This window comes from Aureimonas sp. OT7, assembly GCF_014844055.1.
Taxonomy (GTDB): Bacteria; Pseudomonadota; Alphaproteobacteria; order Rhizobiales; family Rhizobiaceae; genus Aureimonas; species Aureimonas altamirensis_A.
In genome coordinates, this window is the sequence record NZ_CP062167.1 from 2,421,294 (window position 1) to 2,446,857 (window position 25,564).

Sequence of the window (25,564 nt, forward strand, 5' to 3'; positions counted from 1 at the left end):
ATGAGCTTCCTTGTCCTGGAAAGGCTGACGAAGATCTATGACGGCGTGACTGCCGTGGACGGAATTTCGCTCAGCGTCGAACGCGGCGAGTTCGTATCGCTGCTGGGGCCGTCCGGCTGCGGCAAGACGACCACGTTGCAGATGATCGCCGGCTTCGTCGACGTGACATCCGGGCGCATCATGCTGGAGGGGCGGGACCTGTCGCAGGTTCCGCCCGACCGGCGCGGCCTTGGCATCGTCTTCCAAAGCTATGCGCTGTTTCCCCATATGACCGTTGCCGACAATGTCGGATTCGGACTGGAGATGCGCAAGGTGGGCCGGGCCGAGCGCGACCGCAAGGTGGCGGCGGCGCTGGATCTCGTCGGACTTTCGGGCTTTGCGGAGCGCTATCCGCGCCGCATGTCCGGCGGCCAGCAGCAGCGCGTCGCGCTGGCGCGGGCCCTGGTGATCGAGCCGAGCCTCCTGCTTCTCGACGAACCCCTGTCGAATCTCGACGCCAAGCTGCGCGAGGAGATGCAGAGCGAGTTGCGCGACATCCAGGAGCGCACCGGCCTGACGACCATCCTCGTGACGCATGACCAGAACGAGGCAATGGCGCTGTCCGATCGCGTCGTCGTGCTGAACAAGGGACGGATCGAGCAGGTCGGCGCTCCGGAAGCCGCCTACCAGGTGCCGGAAACGCGCTTCGTCGCCAGCTTCCTCGGCCGCACGAACACGCTCGAAGGGCATTCCAACGGAACCTCGATTTCGCTGAAGGATCAGAACTGGCCGGTGGCGCGGCCCGAACTGACGGGCAAGGTGCTGATTACCGTACGGCCCGAGCGGATTGCCTTCAGCGATGGGCGGGGGCTGCGGGGCGTGGTGCGCAAGCGCGTATTCCAGGGCAGCCAATGGGCTTTCGAGATCGACAGCGAGGCCGGCGACGTGGCGGTGATCGCGCCCAATGGCGGCGGTGCATTGCCTGCGGTTTCCGAGACCGTACGCCTGACATGGGCCGAAGGCGACATGCGGGTGCTGCCCCTCCACGAGGGTGACGCACGATGAGCGGCGCCGCGACATTGCGGGCGCCGGCCACCGGCGCTGCCGCCCGCAGACGGCGCAGCTTCGCTCCGCTGTTGCTGAGCCTGCCGGCTCTTGCGGTGGTCGGCACGCTGATCATCGTACCGCTGGCCATGACGGCGATGCTGTCGCTGCATTCCTTCGGCATGTATACGGGCGTGACGGACGACGTCTCGCTGGCCAATTACATCGAGATCTTCGGCGACCCGTATTTCCACGACATCTTCCTGCGGACCTTGCGCATCTCGGCCTTCGTTACGCTGCTGGCCATGCTGATGGGCGCACCGGAGGCCTATATCCTGCATCGCATGCGGGCGCCCTGGCGCAGCCTTTTCCTGCTGGTGATGCTGGGCCCGCTTCTCATTTCGGTCGTCGCGCGCACGCTGGGCTGGGCGATGCTGCTCGGCTCCAACGGCATCATCAACCAGGGCCTGATGGGCATCGGCCTTCTGAGCACCCCCATCCAGTTCATGTATACCGAAACCGGCGTCATCATCGCGCTGGCGCACGTGATGCTGCCCTTCATGGTGATTTCGGTCTGGGCCTCGCTCCAGAAGCTCGACCCGCAGGTCGAGAATGCCGCCGTTTCGCTGGGGGCAAGGCCCGGCACCGTCATCCGGCGCGTGGTGCTGCCACAGATCATGCCGGGCATACTGTCGGGGTGCATCATCGTCTTCGCGCTGGCGGCATCGGCCTTCGCGACACCGGCCATCATCGGCGGCAGGCGGCTCAAGGTAGCGGCGACGCTGGCCTATGACGAGTTCCTCTCGACGCTCAACTGGCCGCTCGGCGCGGCCATCGCGATGCTGCTTCTGGTCGCCATCATCATCATCATCGTCGGTTGCAACCGGCTCGTCGAAAGACGCTATGCTGAGGTGTTCGAATGAGACGCAACGGCTTCCTGGCGCTCGCCTTCCATACTTTCGTCGTCGTCTTCACGCTGGCGCCCATCGTCACCGTCTGCATCGTCGCCTTCACGCCGAACGGCTACCTGTCGCTACCGACGTCCGGGTTTTCCCTGCGCTGGTTCCGCGCCATCGCGGATCGACCGGAATTCATCCGCTCGTTCGTGGACAGCCTGTGGCTGGCTGCCGTGGCCTCGACATTGGCGGTCGTGCTGGCGGTGCCGGCGGCCCTTGCCATCGCACGGCATCGGTTTTTCGGCCGGGCCGCGCTGTTGAACCTCTTCCAGTCGCCGCTCATGATACCGCATCTGGTGCTCGGCATCGCCTTCCTGCGCTTCTTTACGGAAACAGGGCTCGGCGTATCGTCCGCGACGCTCGTGGCAGGCCATCTGGTCGTGGTGTTCCCGTTCGCGCTGCGCCTGGTGCTGACGGCGTCGGTCGGTATCGACCGCCTGGTGGAGAACGCGGCGGTCTCGCTCGGCGCGTCGCGCTGGACGACGTTCCGCCGCATCACGCTGCCGCTGATCCTGCCGGGCGTCATCTCGGGCTGGATGCTGTCTTTCATCCAGAGCTTCGACGAGGTGACGATGAGCGTCTTCATCTCGACGCCGCAGACGACGACGCTGCCGGTCCGCCTGTTCCTGTACATACAGGACAATATCGACCCGCTGGTCGCATCCGTATCGGCCATCCTCATCGCGCTGACGGTGGTGGTGATGGTTGTCCTGGATCGCATTTTCGGAATGGAACGGTTGCTTGTCGGCCCCGGCCGGAGCTGACCGCAGGAGGCAATAGTGAACATGGATAGCCAATACGACTTCGCCGTGATCGGCGGGGGGCTGGTCGGTGCTGCCTGCGCCTATGGGCTTCAAAGGCAGGGCCTGAAGGTTCTGATGCTGGACGAGGGGGATGTGGCGCGCCGTGCCTCACGCGGGAATTTCGCGCTCGTCTGGGTGCAGAGCAAGGGGCTGGGAATGCCGGCCTATGCGCGCTGGACGCGCCAGTCCTCCGATCTCTATCCCGGCTTCGCGGAGCGGGTGAGCGAGGAGGGCGGTTTCGACATCGCCTATCGCAGGCCCGGCGGATACCATCTTTGCCTGTCACAGGACGAGTTGGACCGCCGCGCCGAGAATATCCGTCGCCTGCACAACCAGGCCGATGCCGTGCCCTACAGGATCGACGTCCTGGACGGCGACGAGATCCGCCGCCGGTTGCCCGAGGTCGGGCCGGAGGTTGCCGGAGGCACCTATTGCGCGCTCGACGGAGACGTCAACTCGCTGAAGCTCCTGCGTTCGCTCCATAGTGCCTTCGTGCGTCTTGGCGGAACCTACAAGGCGGACTCCCTGGTCGAGCGGATCGAGCCGGGGGCAGACGGTTTCGGCCTTGCCACGGGCAGGGACCGCTTCGGCGCCGCGCGCATTCTTCTGGCGGCCGGGCTCGACAATCCACGCCTTGGCGCAATGGTCGGCATGGATCTGCCGCTACGCCCCCTGCGGGGGCAGGTGATCGTGACCGAGAAGACGGAACCCTTCCTCGACATGCCCCTTTCGACGGTCCGCCAGACCGACGAAGGCGGCGTCATGATCGGCGACAGCCAGGAAGAGGCGTCCGATTACAACGTCATGCGGCCGGGCATCCACGCCGTGATGGCCGACCGGGCCATCCGCATGTTTCCGCGGCTCGCAGGGCTGAACGTCGTGCGGACATGGTCGGCCCTGCGGGTCATGAGCCCGGACGGCTTCCCGATCTACGAACAGTCGGCCAGCCACCCGGGCGCATTCGCCGCCGCCTGCCACAGCGGCGTCACTTTGGCCGCGGCCCACGCCGACGTGCTTGCCCCGGCTCTGGCCGGTGGGCGGCTGGGCGAGGCTTTCGAGGATTTCGGTATCAGGAGGTTCCATGTTCAAGCGGCTTGAGGACATCGGCGTGGAAGGCGTGGCCTTCACCATCGATGGCAAGCGCCATACCGGCCGGCGGGGCGATACCGTGGCCGCCGCGCTGCTTGCGGCCGGTGTCGAAACCTGCCGCACCAGCGCGGTGGGCGGCGTTCCGCGTGCGCCCTACTGCATGATGGGAGTGTGCTTCGAATGCCTCGTCACCATCGACGGGGTCGGCAACCGGCAGGGGTGCCTGGTGCCCCTGGCAGAGGGCATGCGCGTGGAAACGCAGATCGGACACGGCAAGCGGGAGTTGGGACGATGACACCATTGGGCGACGTCGCGGCCCTTGCCGACAGCTACGACCTGGTCGTCATCGGGGCCGGCCCGGCAGGCATGGCCGCCGCGACGCTGGCCGCCGCCAAGGGCGCCTCGACGCTTCTTGTCGACGAAAACCCGGCGCCGGGCGGCCAGATCTATCGCGGCATCACGAATACGCCGCTTCAGGTCAAGGCGGTTCTGGGCGCCGACTACTGGCGCGGAGAGGCAATCGCCACGGCCTTCCGCGACAGCGACGCCGCCTATCTGCCGTCCGCGACGGTGTGGCAGGCGGCACAGGGTTTCGAGCTCGGCATTTCCGCCCATGGCAAAACGCGCTTGATCCATGCCCGCCGGGTGATTGGCGCGACAGGGGCCCTCGAGCGCCCGTTCCCCATTCCGGGTTGGACGCTGCCCGGCGTCATGACGGCGGGCGCGGCGCAAACCCTTCTCAAGGCGAGCGGGATCGCCATGGAGGGCCGCGTGGTGCTGGCCGGCAGTGGCCCGCTGCTGCGGCTGATAGCGGCGCAGTATCTGGCCGCGGGCAGCCGCATCGACACAATCCTCGACACCACTCCGCGGGGCAACTGGCGCAATGCGCTGGGCGGCCTCTCCGGGTTCGCGACGTCGCCTTACCTGCGCAAGGGCCTCGGCCTGCTGATGAAGGTACGCCGTTCGGTCAGGGTCGTCTCAGGCGTGACGGCCCTTGCGGCAGAGGGCGATGCGCGGCTGGAAGCGGTCCGCTACACGAGTGGCGGCCGGGAAACGGTGCTTCCCGTGGATCACCTCCTGCTGCATCAGGGTGTCGTGCCCAATGTCAATCTGGCCAGCTCCATGGGCTGCGAGATCCTTTGGGACGATGTGCAGGCGGCATTCCGCCCCCGGGTGGACGGCTTCGGCGAGACGAGCGTCGAGGGCTTCGCCATTGCCGGCGATGGTGCGGGCATCGCCGGGGCGGAAGCCGCCGCCGAGCGCGGCCGCCTTGCCGCATTGGGGGCGCTGGCCGCCCTCGGCCGTATCTCAACCGGGCAGCGCGACGAGGCCGCGGCGCCGATCCGCGCCGTGCTGAACTGCTACGACAAGGGCCGTGGATTCCTCGACGCGCTCTATCGGCCCGCCCCGCAGTTCCGGGTGGCGGCGGACGATGCCATCGCCTGTCGCTGCGAGGAGGTGACGGGCGGGCAGGTGCGAGATGCCGTGACCCAGCTTGGCGTCACCGGCCCCAACCAGCTCAAATCCTTCCTGCGGTGCGGCATGGGGCCGTGCCAGGGGCGGCTCTGCGGCCTGACCATAACGGAGACCATCGCCGAGGCACGGGGCGTCTCGCCCGAGGCCGTTGGCTACTACCGTTTGCGGGCACCCATCAAGCCGATCACGCTGGCCGAGCTTGCCTCGCTCGACAAGGCGGATGAGGAAGTCCGCATGGTGGCGCGTGGCTGAGGCCCGAACGATCGGTGACGTGATCGTTGCCGGCGGCGGGCTGCATGGCTGTTCGGCAGCCCTGCAGCTCAGCATGCGCGGGGTCCGCGTGACCGTGGTGGAGAAAGACTATCCCGGCCGCCATGCTTCCGGCGTCAATGCCGGGGGCGTGCGGCGGCTTGGCCGGGCCTTGCCTGAAATTCCGCTGAGCCTGCGGGCCATGGAGATGTGGCACGACATCGAAACGCTCGTCGACGATGACTGCGGCTTCGAATCCGAAGGGCAGGTCAAGGTGGCCGAAGGCGAGGCGGACATGGAAACCTGCCGCGCCAGGCGTGAAACCCTCGTGGCGGAGGGCTTTACGCATGAAGAGGTGATCGACCGCCAAGAGCTGCGGGCCCTCGTGCCGCACATCGCCGAGCATTGCATCGGCGGTCTGGTCAGTCGTGGCGACGGGGCCGCGCTGCCGTTCCGCACGGTGCTGGCTTTCCGCAACAAGGCGAAGGCGCTGGGGGCGCGCTTCATCGAGGGCGAGCGCGTCGTTTCCCTTGTTCGCACGGGCACTGTGTGGACCGCGACGACCGATGCGGGAACGCGGCTCCAGGCACCGGTGGTGGTCAATGCCGCCGGGGCCTGGGCGGGGCACCTGGCGGAGATGGCCGGCGACCGCGCACCCGTGGAAGCCGTCGCCCCCATGCTGATGATCACAGAGCGCCGGCCTCCCTTCCTCAGGCCCGTCGTCGGCGCCACCTCCCGGACCCTGTCCTTCAAGCAGTTCGCCAATGGCACGGTGCTGATCGGCGGTGGTTACCTCGGACGTCCGGACCCGGACACCAACCGCACCGAACTGGACTATCGCAAGCTGGCGGAAAACGCCCGCACCGTCCGCGACCTCTTTCCCATCATGCGCGACGCCCGCATCGTGCGCACATGGGCGGGCATCGAGGCGCGGATGCCCGACGGCATCCCCGTCATTGGCGCATCGGCCGCGGCGGAAGGCCTGTTCCATTCGTTCGGCTATTCCCTGCACGGCTTTCAACTCGGGCCGGTGACCGGGGTGGTGCTGGCCGACCTGATCCAGAACGGCCAGTCGAACCTGCCGATCGCCGCGTTCTCGATCTCCCGTTTCGCCGCGTAGCGTTCGCGTTACGTAAACCTGAAAAACCATTCCAGACAAGGAGTTATATTGGTATGGTAAAGCGTGGCCTTCAAACCCCGATCATGCATCGCTTCGTCGAGCATAACGGCATCATCGCCTTTGGCGGTCTCATCGCCGACGATCTGTCGCAGACGATGGGCGGCCAGACCGCACAGATATGCCAGAAGCTCGACAAGCTGCTTGCCGAGGCCGGCACCGACAAGAGCAAGCTCATTTCCGCCATGCTGTATGTGACGGACATGGGCCAGAAGGCCGAGATGAACCAGGCATGGACGTCTTGGATCGAGGCGGCCGACCTGCCCACCCGCGCTACGATCGGCGTTGCCGACCTTGGCAAGAACGTCCTGATCGAGGTGGTGGTGACGGCTGCCGCCTGATCGGCGTCAGCCGCGACGGCGCGACGGCATGTCCAGAACGTGCGGGTAGAGTTCCTCGCGGAACACGGTTTCCAGCCGTCGCAACTCCGAGACGACATCCGGGTGGGCATCCACCCGGATGTCCCAAAGGGGATATTCCTCGGCACCGACGATATAGACGTTCGCCGACCTTTCTCCTGCCCGGTCGCCGCCTGCAGCCACGCCGGCCGCTATTGCCGCGATCAGGCGGTGCACCAGCTCGGCCCCGGCATCCTGCTCGAAAGCCTGCAGCATGGCCTCCAGCACGGCCGGGCCCACAAGCCTGTTGCCCTGGACGCTGACGTCGCGGTCCGTCCGGTGGCCGGCCCAGGGAAGGCAATCCTCGCCGGTGAAGGCGTGGGCGCGGCCCTCCTTGTCGATGGCGGCAACCTGCCGCTTGTGGCGCTCCGCATCGTCATCCAGCACGGTTTCCACCGTGCCGCGCGCGGAGACGCTGAGGGACAGCAGCTTGACGCCGTCGATGCCGAGATAGGGGTTCACCAGCGCCTGTGTCGCAAAGGCTCCGAAACCGGGAAAGGCGTAGGACAGAAACTTGCCCACCGCCGGCATCTCGGTTGCCGCCGCCACGCCGAACTGTTTGGTCCGTGGGCATCTGGCGGCGATGGACAGGGTCATTGATCGGCTCCATGTGGGTCACGACGGGGTGACGCCAGCAGATGGGGCCTTGGGACCCGGCGTCAATGCAGTCCGCCGCTCAGGCGGCGGTGCGGGCGCCCAGCACGCCGAGGGTCGATTGCAGCGATTGCATCTCCATCCGGCGATAAAGCTCCATCTCGTCGAGGACGGGCCGGCCGAGGGCCTTTTCGAACAGGGCCTTGCTGCCGCTGGCGGCGGCGTCCGACTGGGCATCCGTCCCGAGGTTGGACTGGAAGATGCCTGCGGCCGATACGGGAAGGAAATCTTCGTAGACGATGGGGTCGCAGACGGCATGGCCAGCCGACAGAAGGCTTTCGATATCCTTGCCGGTTTGCCCGGCGCGTGCGGCGGCTAGGCCCTTTTCGGTGGGGGAATAGCGAAAGAACGCCAATCCTTCGGACCGCATCGTCCGCCAGTCGTCCGGGAAGGTACTGAAGTGCCGGGCAAGGCGCGCCATGTAGCTCGACGCGCCGGTGCCGGCGGCATCGAGCGAGCCGGACTTGCGCGCATCGGCCAAAAGCGCGTCGTAAAGGGCGCGCCCCTTCGGCGTCAGGGCCGCCCCGCGCTGCTCGATTTCACCGAAACGGGCGGTGTGTCGCCCTGGGACGTGCCCATCCGCTTCGGGAAACAGGATGTCCTCTTCGAGTGCCTTGAAGCTGGTCTGACGCAGGAGGATCGGGCATCGGCGCTGCGGCGGGCCCTCGATCACCGCCTTCGGCGCGATGCCGTGCGCCGGCATCCCGGCCTGCACGGCATCGATATCCAGCGTGCGCGGCGTCAGATGATTGATATGCGGGCCCTTGAAGCAGACGATATCGGCGATCAGGCGATGTTCGGCGGCAAGCTCGGCGTAAGTGGCCGCATCCACCGTCGCCTCGGAATGCCAGCGGAAGGTTTCCAGCGCCTGTGCGATGAAGTGTTCCGCCTGGGCGGGGGTCAGCCCGCCTTGCGCTTCGTGGAGCGATGCCAGCTCCAGCGCCTTCGGAGTGAAAATGCGACGCCTGGCCAGGATGGCGGTAGCCTTTGCGCGCAACGCCCCGTCCTCGATCAGGTCGAGCCGGAGCAGCGAGGTGAAGACGCGGAAAGGGTTTTTCGACAGCGCCGCCTCGTCGATCGGCCGGAAGGCCGTCGAATGGACGGGGATGCCGGCCACGGCAAGGTCGTAGTACCCTACCGGATGCATGCCCATCACCGCGAAAATCCTGCCGATGTCGAAGAGTTCGGCCGCAGTACCGAGGCGGATGGCGCCATGCCGCTCGTCCGACAGACGCTCCAGCTCTCCCGCGCGCGCCAGCCGCGCTGCCAGGTCTGCGTCCGCCTTCAGCACGTCCGAGTTGACCGCGCCCACCAACTGCATGAGCGCACCATATTGCGGCACCTCCTGCCGGTACATGTCGGACATTGCGCGCGAGAAACCGGCGCGGATCTCGTCAGGGGGCACGAAAGGGCCGGATGTCATGGATGGCGGCTCCGTCGAGTGTCGAAAGCGTGGACCGGCTTCTTCGCGCACCCACCCGCGCCCGACAAGCGATGGATGTTCGCCGCGCCATTCCAGCCTGGAATACCGAGGGCGCACCACCCGTTTTGAGTAGGCCTCTGGCGCATTGGACGAATTGATGGTGGCGGGCGCTCCGCACAGGATGGCGGGCCAGAACCGTGCCGGGATCGCCATGAAGACGAAGCCTAAAGTCCTGATCGTCAGTGAGAATGCGTCGATGATGTTCGGCGGCGAGGCATCGCTGCCGTGGCATTACTTCACCCGGCTGCGGGGACGGGGCGTCGATACCTGGCTGGTCGTGCACGAACGGACGCGCGCCGAGCTGGCGCGCCTGGCACCGGAGGCGCTGGACCGCATCCATTTCATACCGGACAACCGCTTCAACATCTTCTGCTGGAAGATGGGGGCGAAGATGCCGGCCCAGCTTGGAGATATCACCTTCGGCTACGCCAGCCGCATCGCCAACCAGATCGAGGCGCGCCGGCTAGTGCGCCGTCTCGTCCGTCAGAATGGCATCTCGGTCGTCCATCAGCCCATTCCCGTGTCCCCGCGCGAGCCGTCGCTGATGGTCGATGTCGGGGCGCCGGTGGTGATGGGGCCGATGAACGGCAACATGTCCTATCCGCCGGCGATGCAGGCGAGGGCCGGGGGCACGGTGCAGAAGATACTGCGCTCGGCGCGCGCCCTTTCCGACCACGTGCACGGCCTGATGCGCGGCAAACGCGAAGCCGCTTTGCTTCTGGTCGCCAACCAGCGTACGCGCATGGGCCTGCCGCCGAAATGCCGTGGCGCGGTGGTGGAGCTGGTGGAAAACGGCATCGACACCGAGCTCTGGCAGCCCGGAAGCGCGCCGGCCTCCGGCGCTTCGGGTGACATGCGCCTTTTGTTTCTTGGCCGGCTGGTGGACTGGAAGGCGGTGGATATCGTCCTGGAGGCGGTCGGGCGCTTGCCGCCGCAGGGCGGCGTGACGCTGGATATCATCGGCGATGGGCCCATGCGCCAGCCTTTGCAGGCGCTGGCGGAGCAACTCGGCCTCGATGGTAAGGTTCGCTTCCACGGCTTCCTGCCGCAGCCCGAATGCGCCGCGGCGATGCGCAATGCGGACGCTCTCGTCCTGCCGAGCCTGTACGAGTGCGGCGGCGCGGTCGTGCTGGAGGCCATGGCCGCGGGCGTCCCGGTGATCGCGACGGCGTGGGGAGGGCCGTTGGATTACCTCGATGCAAGCTGCGGTATCCTGATCGAGCCGACCAGCCGCGACGATCTCGTGGCCGGTTTCGCCACCGCCATCGGGCAACTCGCCTCCGAGCCGGAGCGGCGCGCCGCAATGGGGCAGGCCGGGCGCAACAGGGCGCTGCGCAACTTCGACTGGGATGACAAAATCAGCCGCATGCTGGTGCTTTACGAGGCCGTCGCGGCCGGGCGGCCGTTGACCGACGCGGACGTGGAGCCGACACGGCCTGCGGACAGGCTGGTGCAGCACCAGTTCATGCTCCGGCCGTCGGCGCGCCAGGACTCCTGAAAGGCCGGTCAGCGGTTCCGGCTGCCGTATCCGCCGGCAATGGGCGTGACGACGGTCACCGCCTCGCCGGCTTCCAGAACCGTCTGGTCGCAGGCCTTGAGTACGTCGATGGACCCGTCCAGACGCCGAACCTCGGTCCGCCCGCATTCACCGGCAGCGCCGCCCATGATGCCCTTTGGCGCAATCGAGCGATGCGAGGACAGGATGGCGCAGTCCATGCGTTGCAGGAAGCGGATGGTGCGCGTGGTGCCTTCGCCGGGGTCGAAGGCGCTGTCGCCGCGCGCCCCCCGGCGCAGGCCGAACTGCTCCAGCATCACCGGGTAGCGCATTTCCAGGATCTCCGGGTCGGTCAGGCGGGAGTTGGTCATGTGCACGTGCACGCCCGACGTTCCGGCGAAGCCGCGCCCGTCATTGGTGCGCCCGGCGGGCGAGCCCGAGCAGATCGTCTCGTAATACTGGTACTCGTTATTGCCGAAAGTCAGGTTGTTCATCGTACCCTGGCTGTTGGCGATCGCGTTCAGCGCGCCGAAGATGGCGTTGGTGACGTGCTGGGAGGTCTCGACATTGCCGGCGACAACCGCGCGCGGATAGGCGGGCTTGAGCATCGAGCCCTCCGGCACGATAATGCGGATGGGCCGCAGGCACCCGGCGTTCATCGGGATCGGCGCTTCCACCATGACGCGGAAGCAGTACAGGACGGCGGCGCGTGTGACGGGCTCCGGCGCGTTGAAATTGTTGGCGATGGCCTCCGATGTCCCCGTGAAGTCCACGGTCGCCGTACGCTTGTCGCGATCCACGGTGATCCTGACCTTGATCGTCTGTCCCGTGTCGGTGTCGTAGCTGTATTCGCAATCGTCGAGCCGGCCGATCAGCCGCGCCACCTCTTCGGCGGCGTTGTCCTGTACATGGCCCATATAGGCTTCCACGGCGGGCAGGCCGAACTCGCTCACCATGCGGCGCAATTCCGCCGCGCCACGCTCGTTGGCAGCAATCTGCGCTTTCATGTCGGCGATATTCTGCGCCGGGTTGCGGGCCGGGTAGGGGTGTTCGATCAACAGTTTTCGCAGGCCGTCTTCCTGGAAGACACCATCCGCGACGAGCCGGAAATTGTCGATCAGGACGCCTTCTTCGTCGACGGTCGTGGCCAGCGGCGTCATCGAGCCGGGCGCCGTGCCGCCGACATCGGCGTGGTGGCCGCGCGAGGCGACCCAGAAGATGATCCGCTTGCCGGCGTCGTCGAAGACCGGGCTGACGACGGTAATGTCGGGCAGGTGGGTGCCGCCATTATAAGGCGCGTTGAGCGCGTAGACGTCGCCCGGCCTTATCGAGCCCTCGTTCAGCCGGATCACGGTTTCCACCGAGCGATCCATCGAACCCAGGTGCACGGGCATATGCGGGGCGTTGGCCACGAGCGCGCCGCCGGCATCGAAGACGGCGCAGGAGAAGTCCAGTCGCTCCTTGATGTTCACCGAGTGGGCCGTGTTCTGAAGGGCCACGCCCATCTGCTCGGCGATGGCCATGAAGAAGTTGTTGAACACTTCCAGAAGGATCGGGTCTGCCTGCTCGGTGCCGATGGCACCGGCCCGCACCATCGCCTCGTGCCGCTTCAGCACGATGTGGTCGGCCGCCGTCAGGCGTGCCGTCCAGCCCGGCTCGATCACCACGGTCTGGTTTGGCTCTATGATCAGTGCGGGGCCGCGGACGGCGTCGCCGGCCGCAAGGCCCTCGCGGCGGAAAACGCCGGCGTCGTGCCATGCACCGCCGGAGAAGAACCGGGCGCGCTCGTCGCTCTGCGCCATGCGTTCCCCATCCGACGCCGCCTCGGCGACGGTGTCCTCGGCCTGCCGGTCCCAGCCTTCCACTTCCACGGCCTCGACCGTGACGGGCTTGCCCGGCGTGATGAAGCCGAATTGAGCCTTGTGCATCGACTCGAAGGTTTGCCGGGCGGCGTCCTCGTCGCCATCGAAGGGCACGTCGAGTGTCGTGTCCGTTCCGTCATACCGCAGGTGCAGCTTGGTTCGCGTCTGCGTTGCTTCGGATGGCACGCCCTGTTCGGCAAGCTCGTGGAGGACGGCCGCACGCAACTCGTCCGTCAGGGTGGCGACGGCCTCGCGGCTGGCTGCGCCGAAGGGCCGGACAAGCCCCTGCTGGCGGCTGGCGGTCACCGTGGCAAGGCCCATGCCATAGGCCGAAAGCAAGCCGGACAGGGGATGCAGCAGGATATGCTCCATGCCCAGCGCGTCGGCAACGAGGCAGGCGTGCTGCCCACCCGCGCCGCCGAACGAATTGAGCAGATAGCGCGTCACGTCATAGCCGCGCTGGACGCTGATCTTCTTGATGGCATTGGCCATGTTTTCGACGGCGATGGTCAGGAAGCCTTCCGCCACCTCCTCGGCCGAGCGCCCTTCGCCGGCCGTGGCGGCGATTTCGGCGAACTTCTCGGCGACCGTCTCGCGGTCGAGGGGCTGGTCCTGTCCCGGGCCGAAGATCGAGGGAAAATATCGAGGATTGAGCTTGCCCAGCATCACGTTGGCGTCGGTCACGGTCAACGGGCCGCCGCGCCGATAAGCCGCCGGGCCAGGGTCGGCGCCGGCGGAATCCGGCCCGACGCGGAAGCGCCCCTTTTCGGCATGCAGGATGGAGCCTCCGCCGGCGGCCACCGTATGGATGCGCATCATCGGGGCGCGGATCCGCACTCCGGCGACTTCGGTGTCGAAGGCGCGCTCATACTCGCCGGCCGAATGGGCGACATCGGTCGAGGTGCCGCCCATGTCGAAACCGATGACGCGTGAGAAGCCGGCCTGGCCTGCCGTGCGTACCATGCCGACGACACCGCCCGCCGGTCCGGACAGGATGGCATCCTTGCCGCGAAACCGGTCGGCGGCCGTCAACCCGCCGGACGACATCATGAACTGCAGCGTGGGGCCGGGCTCCCCGGCCGGTGTAGCACCCAGCGTGCGCGCCACGCGGGAGACGTAGCGGCCGAGGATCGGCGAAAGGTAGGCGTCGACGACGGTCGTGTCGCCGCGCCCCACCAGCTTTATGAGCGGCGAAACTTCGTGGCTGACCGACACCTGCGAAAAGCCGAGCGAACGCACGAGCTCGGCCACGGCGATCTCGTGGCGCGGGTTGGTCCAGGCATGCATGAGCACAATGGCGACGGCATCGAAGCCATCCCTGCGCGCGGCCTCCAGCCGAGGGCGCAGGGACTCCAGATCGAGCGGGCGCTCCACCGTGCCATCGGCCAGAAGTCGCTCGTGCACCTCCTCGACGCGCTCATAGAGCTGCTCGGGCAGGATGATTTCCTTGGCGAAGATATCTGGCCGTGCCTGATAGGCGATCCGGAGCTGGTCGCGCAGCCCTTCCGTAATCAGAAGAAGGGTGCGCTCCCCCTTGCGCTCCAGAAGCGCATTCGTGGCGACCGTCGTTCCCATGCGCACCGTGCCGACGGAGCCGGCAGGGATGGGTGCGCCGGCTTCAACGCCGATCAGGCGGCGGATGCCCTCGATGGCCGCGTCCTCGTAGGCTTCGGGATTTTCGGACAAAAGCTTCATCGGGTGGAGTTCGCCCGATGGCGCGCGCCCGATGACGTCGGTGAAGGTGCCTCCGCGGTCGATCCAGAAGTCCCACATGCGCTCAGACATAGTCCCAATCTCCACCTGCCGACATCACGTCGATAATTTGTTGACAAAATGCGGACGTGTAAGTCAAGCTCTGTTTTTAAGCATGCCCATTTGGTAATCGGCGACGTTGCCGGGTGCTCGAACTTTCGGAACAGGGAAGCAACGCATGACCAATCTCATTCGTGTCGGCCTCATCGGCGCCGCCTGCCTGACCCTTGGCGTGGCCTCCGCCCGGGCGGAAAACTGGGATATGCCGACGCCCTACGCGGACGGCATCTTCCATACACAGAACATAGCTGAGTTCGCGGCCGCCGTGGGTGAGGCGACGGGTGGCGACCTCACCATCACGGTCCATTCGGCCAACTCGCTGTTCGGCCATTCCGAGATCCGCGATGCCGTGCGTGACGGGCTGGTACCGATCGGCGAGTTTCTTCTGTCGCGCCTGGCCAACGAGGATCCGATCTTCGCGCTCGACTCCATCCCTTTCCTGGCCTCGTCCTATGAGCAGTCGGAAGCCTTGTGGGCAGCCTCGCGCGAGGCCGTTTCGACCAAGCTGGCAGAGCAGGGGCTGACATTGCTCTACGCCGTACCCTGGCCGGGGCAGAGCCTGTATCTCAAGCAGCAGATCACCGATCCGGCGCAACTTCAGGGCCTTAATTTCCGTGCCTACAACGTTGCCACCGAGCGCCTGGCCACGCTTGTCGGCGCAACGCCGACCCAGGTGGAGGAAACCGACGTGGCCACGGCCTTCTCGACCGGCCGCGTCGAGGCGATGATTACCTCGCCATCCACCGGCGCCAACGCCAAGGCATGGGATTTCGTCAGCAACTTCATCGACGTGCAGGCCTGGCTTCCGAAGAATGTCGTGGTGGTCAACACGGACATGTTCGAATCCCTGCACCAGGAAGACCGCGACGCGCTTCTGCAGGCGGCGGCTGCCGCGGAAACCCGCGGCTGGGAGATGTCCCGGGCCGAAAACGACCAGAAGATCGCCGAACTCGAAGCCGGCGGCATGGTGGTGTCCAAGCCGTCCGAGGCATTGACGGCGAAGCTCCAGGAGGTCGGCGCCACGATGACGGCCGAGTGGGAGCAACAGGCCGGCGACGAGGGCCGCGCCGTGGTCGAGGCAAATCGCAACCGTTGATCTGGCGCGGGGGCTGCTTGCCGGCTGCCCGCACCCTGACCGCTGCTGGAGACGACATCCTCATGCGCAAGGCACTCGACGCCCTCTACGGCGTCTCTCTCGTTGGCGCCTGTCTATCGATGGTGCTGATTGCGGCTCTCGTCTCCATCCAGGTCCTGGGGCGGGTCGTCGACAGGGTTGCCGTGCTGCTCGGGGGCGCGCGATACGGCTTCGCGATCCCTTCGCTGGCCGAAATCGGCGGCTTCCTCTTCGTGGCCGCCGCATTCCTGGCGCTGCCCGCCGCGCTACGCTCGGCGGGGCATGTCCGCGTCACGCTGGCGCTGCGGCTGTTCGGCGACCGTGGAGACAGGGTCATGTCCATCCTGGTTCTCGTCATCGGCCTTGGCCTCGCCGCCTTCGCCGCCTGGGCGATCGGCGTCCAGACCCTCGCTTCCTTCCAGCGCGGTTCGGTTTCCTATGGCCTCGTGGCGATTTCGCTGTGGATCCCACAAGCCGTCATGACGCTGGGCCTGACGATCTTCGTGATCGCCCTTTTGGACGAACTGGTCACGGCCCTGTCCGGCCGGGAGCCAGCCTTCCGAAGGATCGAAAAGGAACGTGAAACGGGCGAGGGGGCACACTGATGGATATCGGGCTTCTTTCGCTCGTTCTCGTCGCCGTCCTGTTCGGCCTGCTTCTCTGCGGGCTCTGGGTCGGCTTCGCACTGATGGCGGTCGGCCTCGTGGCCATGGAGATCGCCTCGTCCGCGCCGGTGGCCTCCGTCTTTGCGCGGCGTGTCTGGGGCTCCATGAACTCGTGGGACCTGACGGCATTGCCGATGTTCATCTGGATGGGGGAGATCCTGTTCCGGTCGCGCCTGTCATCCAACCTGTTCGGTGGGCTCGCGCCCTTCACGCGCCGGCTGCCCGGGGGCCTGCTGCACGTCAACGTCTTCGGCTGCGCGCTCTTCGCCTGCGTTTCCGGCTCCTCCGCAGCCACCACCGCCACCGTCGGGCGCATGTCGCTGCCGGAGCTGAAAAGCCGGGGCTACGATACGTCGCTGGCCATCGGCACCCTTGCAGGGTCGGGCACGTTCGGCTTCCTGATCCCGCCGTCGATCATCATGATCGTCTATGGGGCGGCGACGGAACAAAGCATAGCCCGGCTGTTCCTGGCCGGCATCGGACCGGCCATCCTGCTGGCCATCCTGTTTTCCGGCTTCGTCATGATCTGGGCAAGTCTCAATCGCGACAAGATGCCCCCGCCGGAACCGGCGCCAAGCTGGGCCGAACGGGGGCGGGCGCTGGGCATGCTGCTGCCAACCGTGCTGCTGATCGCCGCGGTCATCGGCTCCATCTATGCCGGCCTGGCCTCGCCGACGGAGGCTGCCGTCATCGGCGTGGTCGGCTCGCTGCTCATTGCCGGCCTGTCGGGTGGGCTCGACAAAGACAGCTTCGTGGCGGCACTAAGGGGCGCGGCGATTACCAGTTGCATGATAGCCTTCATCCTGGCGGGCGCGTCCTTCCTGACGATCGCGATGGGCTTCACCGGAATTCCGCGCAGCCTTGCCAGCATGATCGGCGAGATGGGACTGTCGCCTTATGCGCTGATTGCCGTGCTGCTGGTGTTCTTCATCATCATCGGCTGCTTTCTCGATGGCATTTCCATCGTGGTGCTGACGACATCCGTCATCCTGCCGATGGTCCTTGCCGCCGGGATCGACCCCATCTGGTTCGGCATTTTCCTGGTGCTGGTGGTGGAGATGAGCCAGATAACCCCGCCTGTGGGCTTCAATCTCTTCGTCATACAGTCCATCACCGGGCAGAACATATTCCGCATCGCCTATTATGCGCTGCCCTTCTTTTTCCTTCTGGTGCTGGCAACCGCCATCATCACGATCTTTCCGGGAATTGCGCTATGGCTGCCGGGCACGATGATGAGCAATTGACGGCGAGCGTCGGCATAGGGCCGGTCGTTTCGTCGGCGCATCTGGCGGATTCCGACCTGCCGGCGCTGTCGGAGTTCGAGTTCGCGCTGACCATGTCCAGCCACGCCTTCCAACGCTGGATCGTCCGCTGCACCGCGGCGGCCGGCGGCCCGACAATGTCGCCGATGGAGGTGTTGATCGTTCATCTCGTGCATCATCGCGCCCGGCCCAAGACGCTGGCCGACATCTGCCTTGTGCTGAATATCGAGGATACGCACCTGGCCAGCTACGCAATCAAGAAGCTCGTGGCACATGGGCTGGTGGAGACGGGGCGCGACGGCAAGGAAAAGACCGTCTCGATCACCCGTGAGGGCGCGGAGCTGTGCCGTCGCTACCGCGAGGTGAGGGAGGCGCTCGTCGTGCAGGCGGCGCGCCAGCTCGGTTTCGAGGCGGGCGATCTATCACGCCTGGCGGCGCTGATGCGGGCGCTGTCCGGCGCGTATGACCAGGCGTCGCGCGCGGCGGCATCGTTGTAGGGCATGCCTGTCGCGTCCCTTCTGGCGCGCCACGCGCGATTGGTCCTCGTTGCGGGGCTCGTCATCGGCATCCTTGCCCCGGGCCTGGCCGAGTTGCTGCGCCCGGCTGTGGGCCCGACGGTCATCCTCCTCTTGTTCATCGCAGTGCTTCGCATGGGCCCGCAGGGGGTGTCAGCCGGCCTGCGGGGGCTGCCCGACGCCATCGGCAGAACGCTTGTTTTCCAGCTGGCTCTTCCGGTGGCCGTCGCAGCCTCGTTTGCCGCAGCCGGGGCATTGGCCCATCCGATCGCGATGGGATGCGTGCTGGCGCTCGCCGCGCCGCCGATCACCGGCAGCGCCAACATAACGCTGATGGTGGGTGGAGAGCCCGGTTCCGCGTTGCGGCAACTGGTGGTGGGCACCGTGTTGCTGCCGCTGACCATCGTCCCGGTGTTCCTGATGGTGCCGGCCTTCGGCTCGCCGCAGGCGGTCATGCGCTCCGCCGTCGAGTTGCTGGCGCTGATCGCGCTGGCCGGCGCGGCTGCCCTTGCGCTGCGTCACTTCCGGCTGGTGCGGGGGACGCCGGGCGCACTGCTGGTGATGGACGCCGCCGCGGCCTTTCTGCTGGGGGCGGTCGTAGTGGGGCTTATGTCGGCAATCGGGCCGGCCGTGCTGGATCGGCTGTCCATCTTCGCGGCAACGCTCGGCGCGGCCTTCATCGTCGGCTTCGCGCCGCAGCTGGTGGCCAGCTTGTTGGCAAGCCGGAGCGATCCGGGCGCGGCGACAGCCATCGGCATAACGGCAGGAAACCGCAACATGGCGCTTTTTCTCAGCGTCCTGCCGGCTGCAACGGTGGACGATGTCCTGCTGTTCGTCGGCTGCTTTCAGATCCCGATGTATCTGACACCGTTCATACTGGCGCGGTGGTATGGGCGGATCAACGCGGCGGCGCATCGAGATCGAGGTGCATGAACCGGCTGAAACCGTTGTCCGCATAGGCGCCGAAGGGGCCGCCATCGACGAAGCCGCGCCGGTGATACAGCGCGATGGCCGGCTCGAATGCGGGGCCCATGCCGGTTTCGAGGCTCAGGTGACGCACGCCCTTGGCCTTTGCTGCCTGGATGATCGTATCCAGGATCGCGGCCGCGGCGCCCATGCGCAGAAAGTCCGGGTGCGTACGCATCGATTTGACCTCAGCCGTGCCGCCGCCAAGCAGCTTCAACGCACCGATGGCGGCCACGTGGTCTGCGGACCATGCCGTCCACACGGTGACGTCCGGCGATTGCAGGCCGGAGAGATCGAGCGCGAAAACGGCGTCGGGCGGTGAGCTGGCATGCATTCCGGCAAGATGCAAAGCGAGGAGGCTGCGGGTTTGCTCACCCGTCAAATCGTCGATCCTGATATCGAGCATGGCGACCCGTCCGAGGCGAGAGAGGATATCGTGCAAGGCAAGTCGCATGGAACGATACAGCGTGGCAACGCCACCGCATGCAAAATGGCATAAGATAGATTATGGAACCAAAATAAGTCGGCTGGTATAAGCCGGCTTGTGTCCGGATGCCCCCGCGGCTAGCCTTGCGCCAGCAGCCGGATTCGATTGCCGATGCGCCGTGTGCGCTCACGCCTTTCCAGGCGTTCCACAATCGACAGTTTTCCCGATCCGGGCGCAGCCTGCCAACTCCCGTCGGAGACGACCTTATGCTTCGCCCGTTTCTCGGCTGCGCTGCCGCCGCCTTTTGCCTTACGCTCTCCGGTGGTGTGTCTGCCGTCGCGCAGACACCGCCGACGCTGTACTTTTCCGCCATTCCCGACGATGACGAAACGCGGCTGATGGAGCGCTTCGGCAAGGTAGCGGACTACCTGTCGGAAAAGCTCGACGTGCCGGTGCAGTATATTCCGGTCAAAAGCTATGCGGCCTCGGTCACCGCGTTCCGCAACGACCAGATCCAGCTCGCCTGGTTCGGCGGCCTGTCCGGCGTTCAGGCCCGGCTGGCGGTGCCTGGCTCCCAGGCGCTGGCCCAGGGCAACGAGGACATGAAATTCGTCTCTTATTTCATTGCCAATGAAAGCACCGGGCTGGAACGGTCGGATGACTTTCCGCAAGGCGCAAAAGGCATGAGCTTCACCTTCGGCGCCCAGACCTCGACCTCCGGCCGGTTGTTTCCGGAATTCCATATCCGCCAGGAGACCGGTTCGGCCCCGGAGGAATTTTTCTCCCGCGTCGGGTTTTCCGGCGACCACGGACAAACCCTGCGGCTCGTTTCGACCGGGGCGTTCGATATCGGAGCGTTGAACTACACGGTCTACGATACGGCGGTTGCCGAGAATGCGCCCGAAGTGGTCGGAACCCGCATCATCTGGCAGACGCCACCTTACCCGGATTACAACTGGACGATCCGCGGCGATGTCGACGAACGCTATGGCGAGGGCTTTTCCGACAGGGTCAAGGCCGCGTTGATCGGCATGGACGATCCGGATCTGCTGGCCTCGTTTCCACGGGCGGCCTTTGTGGAAACGTCCAACGAAGCCTATGCTCCCATCGAGGAAACCGCCCGCGCCCTCGGCCTTCTCGACTGACGGCGCGCCGTGCTCCAATTTCATGACGCGACGTTCGGCTATGGTGGCAGGTCCGTTCTGTCGGGAGTGGATTTCGCCCTGTGTCCCGGGGAGCGCGTCGTGCTCCTGGGACGCAGCGGCTCCGGCAAAACGACGCTTCTGAACGCGGTCTATGAAAGGCTCGCCCATCGATTTCCGGAGATTGCGCTGGTGCCTCAGGAGCATGGGCTGGTGCCGCAATTGTCGGTCTTCCACAATGTCTACATGGGCCGGCTGGATCGGCACGGCGCGCTCTACAATCTGGCAAACCTCGCCCTGCCGTTCGCTCGGGAGCGCCGGGCAATGGCCGGTGTGCTTGAAACCGTCGGGCTTACGGGCTTCGAGGGCAAGCCTGTGGGAAGCCTCTCCGGCGGCCAGAAGCAGCGCACCGCCCTTGCGCGCGCCATGCATCGCGGCGGCCCGATCCTGATCGGCGACGAACCGGTTTCGGCGGTGGATGAACACCATGCAGTGGCGCTGGTGGAGGCGTTATGCGGCCGGTTCGAAACGATGGTGCTGGCCCTGCACGATGTTGCGCTGGCGCGTCGGTTCGCCAGCCGGCTCGTCGGCATCCGTGGCGGGCGCATCCAGTTCGACGGGCCGGTCGCCGAGATTACCCCAGAGGCCATCCATGACCTCTATCGCAGCTGAGCGCGTGCGGCGGTTGCGCATCGGGCGGCTCGGCCTGTCCGCCCTGTTCGTCGGCATCGCCATCGTGCTGGCGCCGGCGGCGGATTTCCAGATCGCCGGCCACGACCCGTGGGCCGAACTTGCCCGGATGGGCGCCGGGCTGCTGCATCCGGACTTCTCCGCGCTGGGCGCGCTGTCTTACGCCGCAGCCCTCACCATCGCCTTCGCCATCTGCGGCGTGGCTCTCGGCGCTGCCGCCGGGTTCGCCATGGCGCCTTTCTACGACCGATGGCCGATACGTATGGTCTGCATCGCCATACGCGCCGTCCACGAACTGTTCTGGGCGCTGATGCTGATGCAGATCGTTGGTCTGTCCGCAACGACGGGCATTCTGGCCATCGCCATTCCCTATGCGGGCATCTTCGCCAAGGTCTTCTCGGAATATCTCGATGAAGCCGACCCACGCCCGGCCGCCGCCATGCCCGTGCGGGCCGATACCGTGTCGGTGCACTTCTACGCCCGGCTGCCGCTGGCTGCCCGGGAGTGCCGGACCTACCTTATGTACCGGCTGGAATGCGGATTGCGGTCCAGCGCGGTCCTCGGTTTCATCGGCCTGCCGACACTCGGCTTCCAGCTCGACACCTTTTTCCGTCAGGGCATTTATGGCGCGGTCGCGGCGGTCCTGATGCTGTATTTCGTCGTCATCGGCACGATGCGGCACTGGATGCGCCCCCGCCTCGCCCCCTGGTATCTCGTCGCTTCCATCGCCTTCATGGCCAGCCTGGCGACGCCGCCCATGGCGTCGGGTGCGCTCTGGCGCTTCCTGACCGGCGATATCGTACCGGCGCCCCTGCGTACCGGCGATCTGTCGAGCCCGGATACCTGGGCGCGCCTTGGCGACTGGCTTCACCTGTTGCTTGTCGGGCAGGCCCTGCCCGGCCTTGCCGCGACGATGATCGTGGCGCAGATCGCGCTGGTTGTGGCGGGCATCGTCGCGCTTGTCGGTTTCGGCTTCATCGTCGTTCCCGTGGCCGGCCGTTTCGCGGCGTGGTTCGGACATCTGGGGCTCGTGGTCGGCCGCTCGACGCCGGAATACATGCTCGCCTATATCGCCCTGCAGGTCTTCGGCCCGTCGATGCTGCCGGCGGTCATCGCCCTCGGCCTTCACAATGGCGCCATCATAGCGCATCTGCTGGGGCGGCAGGCCGATGCCATGCATGAGGAGCTGCGCCCCGACGCGCCGCGCGGCATCGTGCTCTATGCCTATGAGCTTCTGCCGCGCGTCTACGGCTCGTTCCTGGCGCTTTGCCTCTATCGATGGGAGATCATCGTGCGGGAATCCGCCATCGTCGGCCTGCTGGGCATCGCGACACTGGGCTTCTATGTGGACATCGCCATCCAGGAGATCCGCATCGACCGCGCGCTGGTGCTGCTGCTGGTCTGCGTGCTGGCAACGCTGGCCATCGACGCCGCCTCACGCCGTCTGCGCGCGGCCACGGGGCTGGATCGCCTGACGACACTCACGCATCGCGCTTCATAATCCATCCCAGGTACCTCGTCATCGCGGTCGAGGCTCTGGATTTCTACAGGGTGTAGTGGCTCGACAGGGCATCGGAGACCCATTAGGAGAGGTGACGCGCGCGCCCACTTTCTTTGGAAAATGCCTTGCCCATGCAATTCGACGATGCCGGACGCAGGCGGCTTGAAGCGCAGGAGCGCCTGAGCGTGATGTTCGACATGGCGCCGAGCTTCATGGCGCTGCTGAGGGGTCCGGAGCACATCTTCGAGATCGCCAACCCGGCCTATCTCGATATCGTGGGCGACCGGCCCATCATCGGGCTGCGCGTGGCTGACGCCCTGCCCGATGCGGCGGCGCAAGGCTATGTCGACCTTCTCGACCGCGTATACGAGACCGGCCTTCCCTACCGTACGTCGGGCTCCCGCTTTCGTCAGCAACGCGGCCCCGACAGCCCGATCGTCGATCTGTACCTCGACTTCGTCTACCAGCCCATGATCGACGAGAACGGTTCGGTAGAGGGGATTTTCGTCGAGGGCTTCGACGTCACCGCCCGCGTCCTCCAGGTAAGGCGGCAGGCCGCATTGATCGAACTGGGAGACCGGATCCGCGACCTCGAGGAGGTGCCGGCCATCGCCCAGGCGGCAGCCGAGATCGTCGCCCGTGTGATCGGCGCTTCACGCGCGGGGTTCGGCACGGTGGACGCTGCGCTGGAAACCGTCCTGATGCATCCCAACTGGTGCGCGGCAGGCGTGCAGCCCGTAATCGGCCTGCATCGGTTCCGCGACTATGGATCCTTCATCGAAGACCTGAAGGCTGGACGCACCGTCATCATCGGGGATGTCGCCAAGGATCCCCGCACCAGCGCCTCCGCCGAGGCGCTGCGGGCCATCGGCATCAGCGCCCTCGTCAACGTTCCGATCCTGGAGCATGGCGTCCTGGAACTGGTCGTCTTCGCCCATTATCCGACGGCGCGAGAGCTTTCGAACGAGGATCTGGATTTCATCCGGCAGGTCGGCGACAGGACGCAGGCCTCCATCAGCCGCGCCGGTGCGCGGCGGCAGCAGGATGTGCTGAACCAGGAGCTCAGCCACCGTCTGAAGAACACGCTGGCCATGGTGCAGGCGATCGCTGCGCGGACGTTGAAAGGTCTGGCGGACGAGCCCGCGGTCGACATCTTCATGCAGCGGCTTCATGCGCTGGCCTCCGCGCACAACGTCCTTCTGCAGCAGAACTGGTCCGGCGCGCCGGTGGCCGATGTCGTGGATGCCGCCCTCGCCGGCATCGAGGCGGTGGACCGCCTGAACATACAGGGGCCGCCGCTGCACTTGGGCGCGCGCGTCGCCCTGTCGATGTCGCTGCTGCTTCATGAACTCGGAACCAACGCGCTGAAATACGGTGCCCTGTCCAACAATGACGGCACAGTGGAGATCCGCTGGTGGACGGAAGTCCGGGGCGACGTCGACACATTCCTCTTCCGCTGGACCGAGACAGGCGGCCCCCGTGTGCTTGCCCGGAGACGGCGCGGGTTCGGTTCCCGCCTGATCGAGATGGGCCTTATGGGCAGTGGCCACGCCGAGATGGATTTCCGGCCCGAGGGTCTCGTCGCCGAGCTGACCGCTCCTCTGGGCCGGATCGGCGACTTTTAGACCGCTCGCCTCAAGGGGTCGTTTGCGGGAGAGCGGCGAATCCTGTGCCAAGCCCGCTTGTAGCTGAATGGCATGGAATCGGCGGAAAGCAAATCTGCGCCGATCAGGCCAGTTCATCGATCAGTCTGTTGGGGATTTCGTTCAGCGCGGTCGGCTTCTCGAATGGCACGTAATGCCCACATCCCGGGATGATGGTCAGGCGCCCATCAGTTGCCAGGCGCGCCTGTTTGCCCATGATAAGAGGACCGGGCGCCACGTCATGATCCCCTGAAATACAGAGGACCGGGCATTTCAAATGCGTCGGAAGATCTTCTCTGGAAGGTTTGGTATGAAAGGCGTCGATGCCCATCGAGATCGCTTTCCAGCCCACGTTCTTTGCCCATAACTTTGCTCGTGCGCGAACTTTGGAAGGCGTAGAGGCAGAGATCAGCGGGTCCCAATATCGTTCCCATGCCGTCTCCGCGCCACTATTGCGAAGCAACTCAAGAGCCTCGGACCGCAGTGCGGGATCGCGACGATGTCCAGCCTTGGCCCCTATCAGCACAAGGGCCGCGATGCGCTCGGGTGCAAGAGCGCCCATTTCCAGGGCGCAGGAACCCCCGACCAAGTTGCCCACCACTATCAACCGATCACCATCGAGATCGCTGAGGATTCTCGAAGCCCATTGGGGCAAGGTTTCGCCGAGACCGTACATCGTGGGGATATGAGTGCGGCCCGGCAGGATGTCCCGCTGCTCTGTCCACATTGATCCACCAAACGGCAGAGCATGCAAAAGCACGAGTTCCAACGGCCTTCCTTTCAGCGGGGTGAGGCCGCCCTTCTCCTGCTGGTTCGATCGGGCCACAGCTATCATCCCACCGCCAAGCCAAGGAAGCGTTTCCCATAAGCCCTGAGTTCGCCCTTGGGTCCGACATATCGGTTGAGGGTAATGCGCTCAATCCCGAGTTCTAAGCAGAGGTTGGAAACGGAAGCGTCGCGTTGCGCCACGGCGGCGAGACGCACCTGAACCTTTGACAAAGCAAATTTGCGGCCTCCTTTTCGGCCACGCGCTCGGGCAGCGGCGGCGGGCTCACAAGAGGTTCGGCTTCGCCCTGCAATCATGCGTCCTGCGCTATTCCGGCCGGGTGCTGGCGCCGGGCGAACTAATCCCACCCAGGTGGTGTCTTCGGACCTGGTACGC

At 65.9% G+C, this 25,564-nt stretch carries 23 protein-coding genes and 1 pseudogene; 18 read left to right on the forward strand and 6 right to left on the reverse strand.

The window, feature by feature from the left end:
• Genes IGS74_RS11595 through IGS74_RS11630 form a run of 8 tightly spaced genes read left to right on the forward strand, consistent with a single transcriptional unit; the run spans position 1 to position 7,114 of the window.
• The gene (locus IGS74_RS11595; RefSeq protein WP_039195809.1) at positions 1-1,044 is read left to right on the forward strand and encodes an ABC transporter ATP-binding protein; all 1,044 of its coding nucleotides are present in this window, start codon (positions 1-3) and stop codon (positions 1,042-1,044) included.
• Positions 1,041-1,946 carry an ABC transporter permease gene (locus IGS74_RS11600; protein WP_052195074.1) on the forward strand — a complete coding sequence of 302 codons (906 nt, stop codon included), beginning with the start codon at positions 1,041-1,043 and terminating at the stop codon, positions 1,944-1,946. Before IGS74_RS11595 ends, IGS74_RS11600 begins: the two co-directional genes overlap by 4 nt.
• Positions 1,943-2,743, forward strand: a complete 801-nt coding sequence (locus IGS74_RS11605; RefSeq protein WP_039195807.1) for an ABC transporter permease — start codon at positions 1,943-1,945, stop codon at positions 2,741-2,743. Before IGS74_RS11600 ends, IGS74_RS11605 begins: the two co-directional genes overlap by 4 nt.
• A gap of 21 nt (positions 2,744-2,764) precedes the next feature.
• A complete protein-coding gene (locus tag IGS74_RS11610; protein ID WP_192386260.1) occupies positions 2,765-3,880 on the forward strand; it encodes an FAD-dependent oxidoreductase in 1,116 nt (371 codons plus the stop codon).
• On the forward strand, positions 3,864-4,166 hold the full coding sequence (locus IGS74_RS11615) for a (2Fe-2S)-binding protein (protein ID WP_039195805.1): 303 nt from the start codon (positions 3,864-3,866) through the stop codon (positions 4,164-4,166). The genes IGS74_RS11610 and IGS74_RS11615 overlap by 17 nt, the downstream gene beginning before the upstream one ends.
• Positions 4,163-5,599 carry an NAD(P)/FAD-dependent oxidoreductase gene (locus tag IGS74_RS11620; protein ID WP_192386261.1) on the forward strand — a complete coding sequence of 479 codons (1,437 nt, stop codon included), beginning with the start codon at positions 4,163-4,165 and terminating at the stop codon, positions 5,597-5,599. The genes IGS74_RS11615 and IGS74_RS11620 overlap by 4 nt, the downstream gene beginning before the upstream one ends.
• Positions 5,592-6,716 carry an FAD-dependent oxidoreductase gene (locus IGS74_RS11625; RefSeq protein WP_246722533.1) on the forward strand — a complete coding sequence of 375 codons (1,125 nt, stop codon included), beginning with the start codon at positions 5,592-5,594 and terminating at the stop codon, positions 6,714-6,716. The genes IGS74_RS11620 and IGS74_RS11625 overlap by 8 nt, the downstream gene beginning before the upstream one ends.
• Before the next feature lie 53 nt (positions 6,717-6,769).
• Positions 6,770-7,114: a RidA family protein gene (locus tag IGS74_RS11630; RefSeq protein WP_192386263.1), complete on the forward strand. Its 345-nt coding sequence runs from the start codon at positions 6,770-6,772 to the stop codon at positions 7,112-7,114.
• A gap of 6 nt (positions 7,115-7,120) precedes the next feature.
• Here the strand turns inward: IGS74_RS11630 and IGS74_RS11635 are convergent, their stop codons facing one another.
• Both IGS74_RS11635 and IGS74_RS11640 read right to left on the reverse strand, forming a co-directional pair.
• A complete protein-coding gene (locus IGS74_RS11635; RefSeq protein ID WP_192386264.1) occupies positions 7,121-7,768 on the reverse strand; it encodes a DUF1028 domain-containing protein in 648 nt (215 codons plus the stop codon).
• Positions 7,769-7,847: 79 nt separating this feature from the next.
• The gene (locus tag IGS74_RS11640) at positions 7,848-9,248 is read right to left on the reverse strand and encodes a DUF1338 family protein (protein ID WP_192386265.1); all 1,401 of its coding nucleotides are present in this window, start codon (positions 9,246-9,248) and stop codon (positions 7,848-7,850) included.
• Between the two features lie 157 nt (positions 9,249-9,405).
• Here IGS74_RS11640 and IGS74_RS11645 point away from each other — a divergent pair, with 157 nt between their 5' ends.
• On the forward strand, positions 9,406-10,806 hold the full coding sequence (locus IGS74_RS11645) for a glycosyltransferase (RefSeq protein ID WP_206688150.1): 1,401 nt from the start codon (positions 9,406-9,408) through the stop codon (positions 10,804-10,806).
• Positions 10,807-10,814: 8 nt separating this feature from the next.
• On the opposite strand, the gene IGS74_RS11650 is transcribed toward IGS74_RS11645, so the two are convergent.
• Positions 10,815-14,450, reverse strand: a complete 3,636-nt coding sequence (locus IGS74_RS11650; RefSeq protein ID WP_192386266.1) for a hydantoinase B/oxoprolinase family protein — start codon at positions 14,448-14,450, stop codon at positions 10,815-10,817.
• A gap of 145 nt (positions 14,451-14,595) precedes the next feature.
• Here IGS74_RS11650 and IGS74_RS11655 point away from each other — a divergent pair, with 145 nt between their 5' ends.
• The 5 genes from IGS74_RS11655 to IGS74_RS11675 all read left to right on the forward strand — a co-directional run bounded on the left by IGS74_RS11655 (position 14,596) and on the right by IGS74_RS11675 (position 18,966).
• Positions 14,596-15,573: a TRAP transporter substrate-binding protein gene (locus IGS74_RS11655; RefSeq protein ID WP_206688151.1), complete on the forward strand. Its 978-nt coding sequence runs from the start codon at positions 14,596-14,598 to the stop codon at positions 15,571-15,573.
• Between the two features lie 62 nt (positions 15,574-15,635).
• Positions 15,636-16,196, forward strand: coding sequence for a TRAP transporter small permease subunit (locus IGS74_RS11660; protein WP_192386267.1), 561 nt, complete (start codon positions 15,636-15,638; stop codon positions 16,194-16,196).
• Complete coding sequence (locus IGS74_RS11665) at positions 16,196-17,500, forward strand: TRAP transporter large permease subunit (RefSeq protein WP_192386269.1); 1,305 nt, start codon at positions 16,196-16,198, stop codon at positions 17,498-17,500. The genes IGS74_RS11660 and IGS74_RS11665 overlap by 1 nt, the downstream gene beginning before the upstream one ends.
• Positions 17,470-18,015 (forward strand): winged helix DNA-binding protein, encoded by a 546-nt coding sequence (locus IGS74_RS11670; protein ID WP_192386271.1) that lies wholly within the window; start codon positions 17,470-17,472, stop codon positions 18,013-18,015. The genes IGS74_RS11665 and IGS74_RS11670 overlap by 31 nt, the downstream gene beginning before the upstream one ends.
• Positions 18,016-18,018: 3 nt before the next feature.
• Positions 18,019-18,966, forward strand: coding sequence for a hypothetical protein (locus IGS74_RS11675; protein WP_192386273.1), 948 nt, complete (start codon positions 18,019-18,021; stop codon positions 18,964-18,966).
• Here the strand turns inward: IGS74_RS11675 and IGS74_RS11680 are convergent.
• A complete protein-coding gene (locus tag IGS74_RS11680) occupies positions 18,932-19,405 on the reverse strand; it encodes a GNAT family N-acetyltransferase (RefSeq protein ID WP_192386275.1) in 474 nt (157 codons plus the stop codon). The genes IGS74_RS11675 and IGS74_RS11680 overlap by 35 nt on opposite strands.
• 287 nt (positions 19,406-19,692) lie before the next feature.
• Between IGS74_RS11680 and IGS74_RS11685 the strand changes: the two genes are divergently transcribed.
• The 4 genes from IGS74_RS11685 (at position 19,693) to IGS74_RS11700 (ending at position 24,384) form a co-directional block, all read left to right on the forward strand.
• Complete coding sequence (locus IGS74_RS11685; protein WP_192386277.1) at positions 19,693-20,571, forward strand: putative selenate ABC transporter substrate-binding protein; 879 nt, start codon at positions 19,693-19,695, stop codon at positions 20,569-20,571.
• A 9-nt stretch (positions 20,572-20,580) separates the two neighbouring features.
• Positions 20,581-21,240, forward strand: a complete 660-nt coding sequence (locus IGS74_RS11690) for an ATP-binding cassette domain-containing protein (RefSeq protein ID WP_192386279.1) — start codon at positions 20,581-20,583, stop codon at positions 21,238-21,240.
• Positions 21,221-22,759 carry an ABC transporter permease gene (locus IGS74_RS11695; RefSeq protein ID WP_206688152.1) on the forward strand — a complete coding sequence of 513 codons (1,539 nt, stop codon included), beginning with the start codon at positions 21,221-21,223 and terminating at the stop codon, positions 22,757-22,759. Before IGS74_RS11690 ends, IGS74_RS11695 begins: the two co-directional genes overlap by 20 nt.
• A 131-nt stretch (positions 22,760-22,890) precedes the next feature.
• Positions 22,891-24,384 (forward strand): HWE histidine kinase domain-containing protein, encoded by a 1,494-nt coding sequence (locus IGS74_RS11700; protein ID WP_192386281.1) that lies wholly within the window; start codon positions 22,891-22,893, stop codon positions 24,382-24,384.
• A 103-nt stretch (positions 24,385-24,487) separates the two neighbouring features.
• Here IGS74_RS11700 and IGS74_RS11705 read toward each other — a convergent pair whose 3' ends face one another.
• Complete coding sequence (locus IGS74_RS11705; RefSeq protein WP_246723144.1) at positions 24,488-25,162, reverse strand: alpha/beta hydrolase; 675 nt, start codon at positions 25,160-25,162, stop codon at positions 24,488-24,490.
• Between the two features lie 71 nt (positions 25,163-25,233).
• Positions 25,234-25,446, reverse strand: a pseudogene (locus IGS74_RS11710) (transposon DNA-invertase); the annotation flags it as partial.
• Between the last annotated feature and the right edge of the window lie 118 nt (positions 25,447-25,564).

Bases quoted from the DNA above. Each gene is read 5' to 3' on its own strand.
- IGS74_RS11595 (WP_039195809.1), top strand. From the start codon at position 1: ATGAGCTTCCTTGTCCTGGAAAGGCTGACGAAGATCTATGACGGCGTG.
- IGS74_RS11600 (WP_052195074.1), top strand. From the start codon at position 1,041: ATGAGCGGCGCCGCGACATTGCGGGCGCCGGCCACCGGCGCTGCCGCC.
- IGS74_RS11605 (WP_039195807.1), top strand. From the start codon at position 1,943: ATGAGACGCAACGGCTTCCTGGCGCTCGCCTTCCATACTTTCGTCGTC.
- IGS74_RS11610 (WP_192386260.1), top strand. From the start codon at position 2,765: ATGGATAGCCAATACGACTTCGCCGTGATCGGCGGGGGGCTGGTCGGT.
- IGS74_RS11615 (WP_039195805.1), top strand. From the start codon at position 3,864: ATGTTCAAGCGGCTTGAGGACATCGGCGTGGAAGGCGTGGCCTTCACC.
- IGS74_RS11620 (WP_192386261.1), top strand. From the start codon at position 4,163: ATGACACCATTGGGCGACGTCGCGGCCCTTGCCGACAGCTACGACCTG.
- IGS74_RS11630 (WP_192386263.1), top strand. From the start codon at position 6,770: ATGGTAAAGCGTGGCCTTCAAACCCCGATCATGCATCGCTTCGTCGAG.
- IGS74_RS11635 (WP_192386264.1), bottom strand. From the start codon at position 7,768: ATGACCCTGTCCATCGCCGCCAGATGCCCACGGACCAAACAGTTCGGC.
- IGS74_RS11640 (WP_192386265.1), bottom strand. From the start codon at position 9,248: ATGACATCCGGCCCTTTCGTGCCCCCTGACGAGATCCGCGCCGGTTTC.
- IGS74_RS11645 (WP_206688150.1), top strand. From the start codon at position 9,406: ATGGTGGCGGGCGCTCCGCACAGGATGGCGGGCCAGAACCGTGCCGGG.
- IGS74_RS11650 (WP_192386266.1), bottom strand. From the start codon at position 14,450: ATGTCTGAGCGCATGTGGGACTTCTGGATCGACCGCGGAGGCACCTTC.
- IGS74_RS11655 (WP_206688151.1), top strand. From the start codon at position 14,596: ATGACCAATCTCATTCGTGTCGGCCTCATCGGCGCCGCCTGCCTGACC.
- IGS74_RS11660 (WP_192386267.1), top strand. From the start codon at position 15,636: ATGCGCAAGGCACTCGACGCCCTCTACGGCGTCTCTCTCGTTGGCGCC.
- IGS74_RS11665 (WP_192386269.1), top strand. From the start codon at position 16,196: ATGGATATCGGGCTTCTTTCGCTCGTTCTCGTCGCCGTCCTGTTCGGC.
- IGS74_RS11670 (WP_192386271.1), top strand. From the start codon at position 17,470: ATGGCTGCCGGGCACGATGATGAGCAATTGACGGCGAGCGTCGGCATA.
- IGS74_RS11675 (WP_192386273.1), top strand. From the start codon at position 18,019: ATGCCTGTCGCGTCCCTTCTGGCGCGCCACGCGCGATTGGTCCTCGTT.
- IGS74_RS11680 (WP_192386275.1), bottom strand. From the start codon at position 19,405: ATGCTCGATATCAGGATCGACGATTTGACGGGTGAGCAAACCCGCAGC.
- IGS74_RS11685 (WP_192386277.1), top strand. From the start codon at position 19,693: ATGCTTCGCCCGTTTCTCGGCTGCGCTGCCGCCGCCTTTTGCCTTACG.
- IGS74_RS11695 (WP_206688152.1), top strand. From the start codon at position 21,221: ATGACCTCTATCGCAGCTGAGCGCGTGCGGCGGTTGCGCATCGGGCGG.
- IGS74_RS11700 (WP_192386281.1), top strand. From the start codon at position 22,891: ATGCAATTCGACGATGCCGGACGCAGGCGGCTTGAAGCGCAGGAGCGC.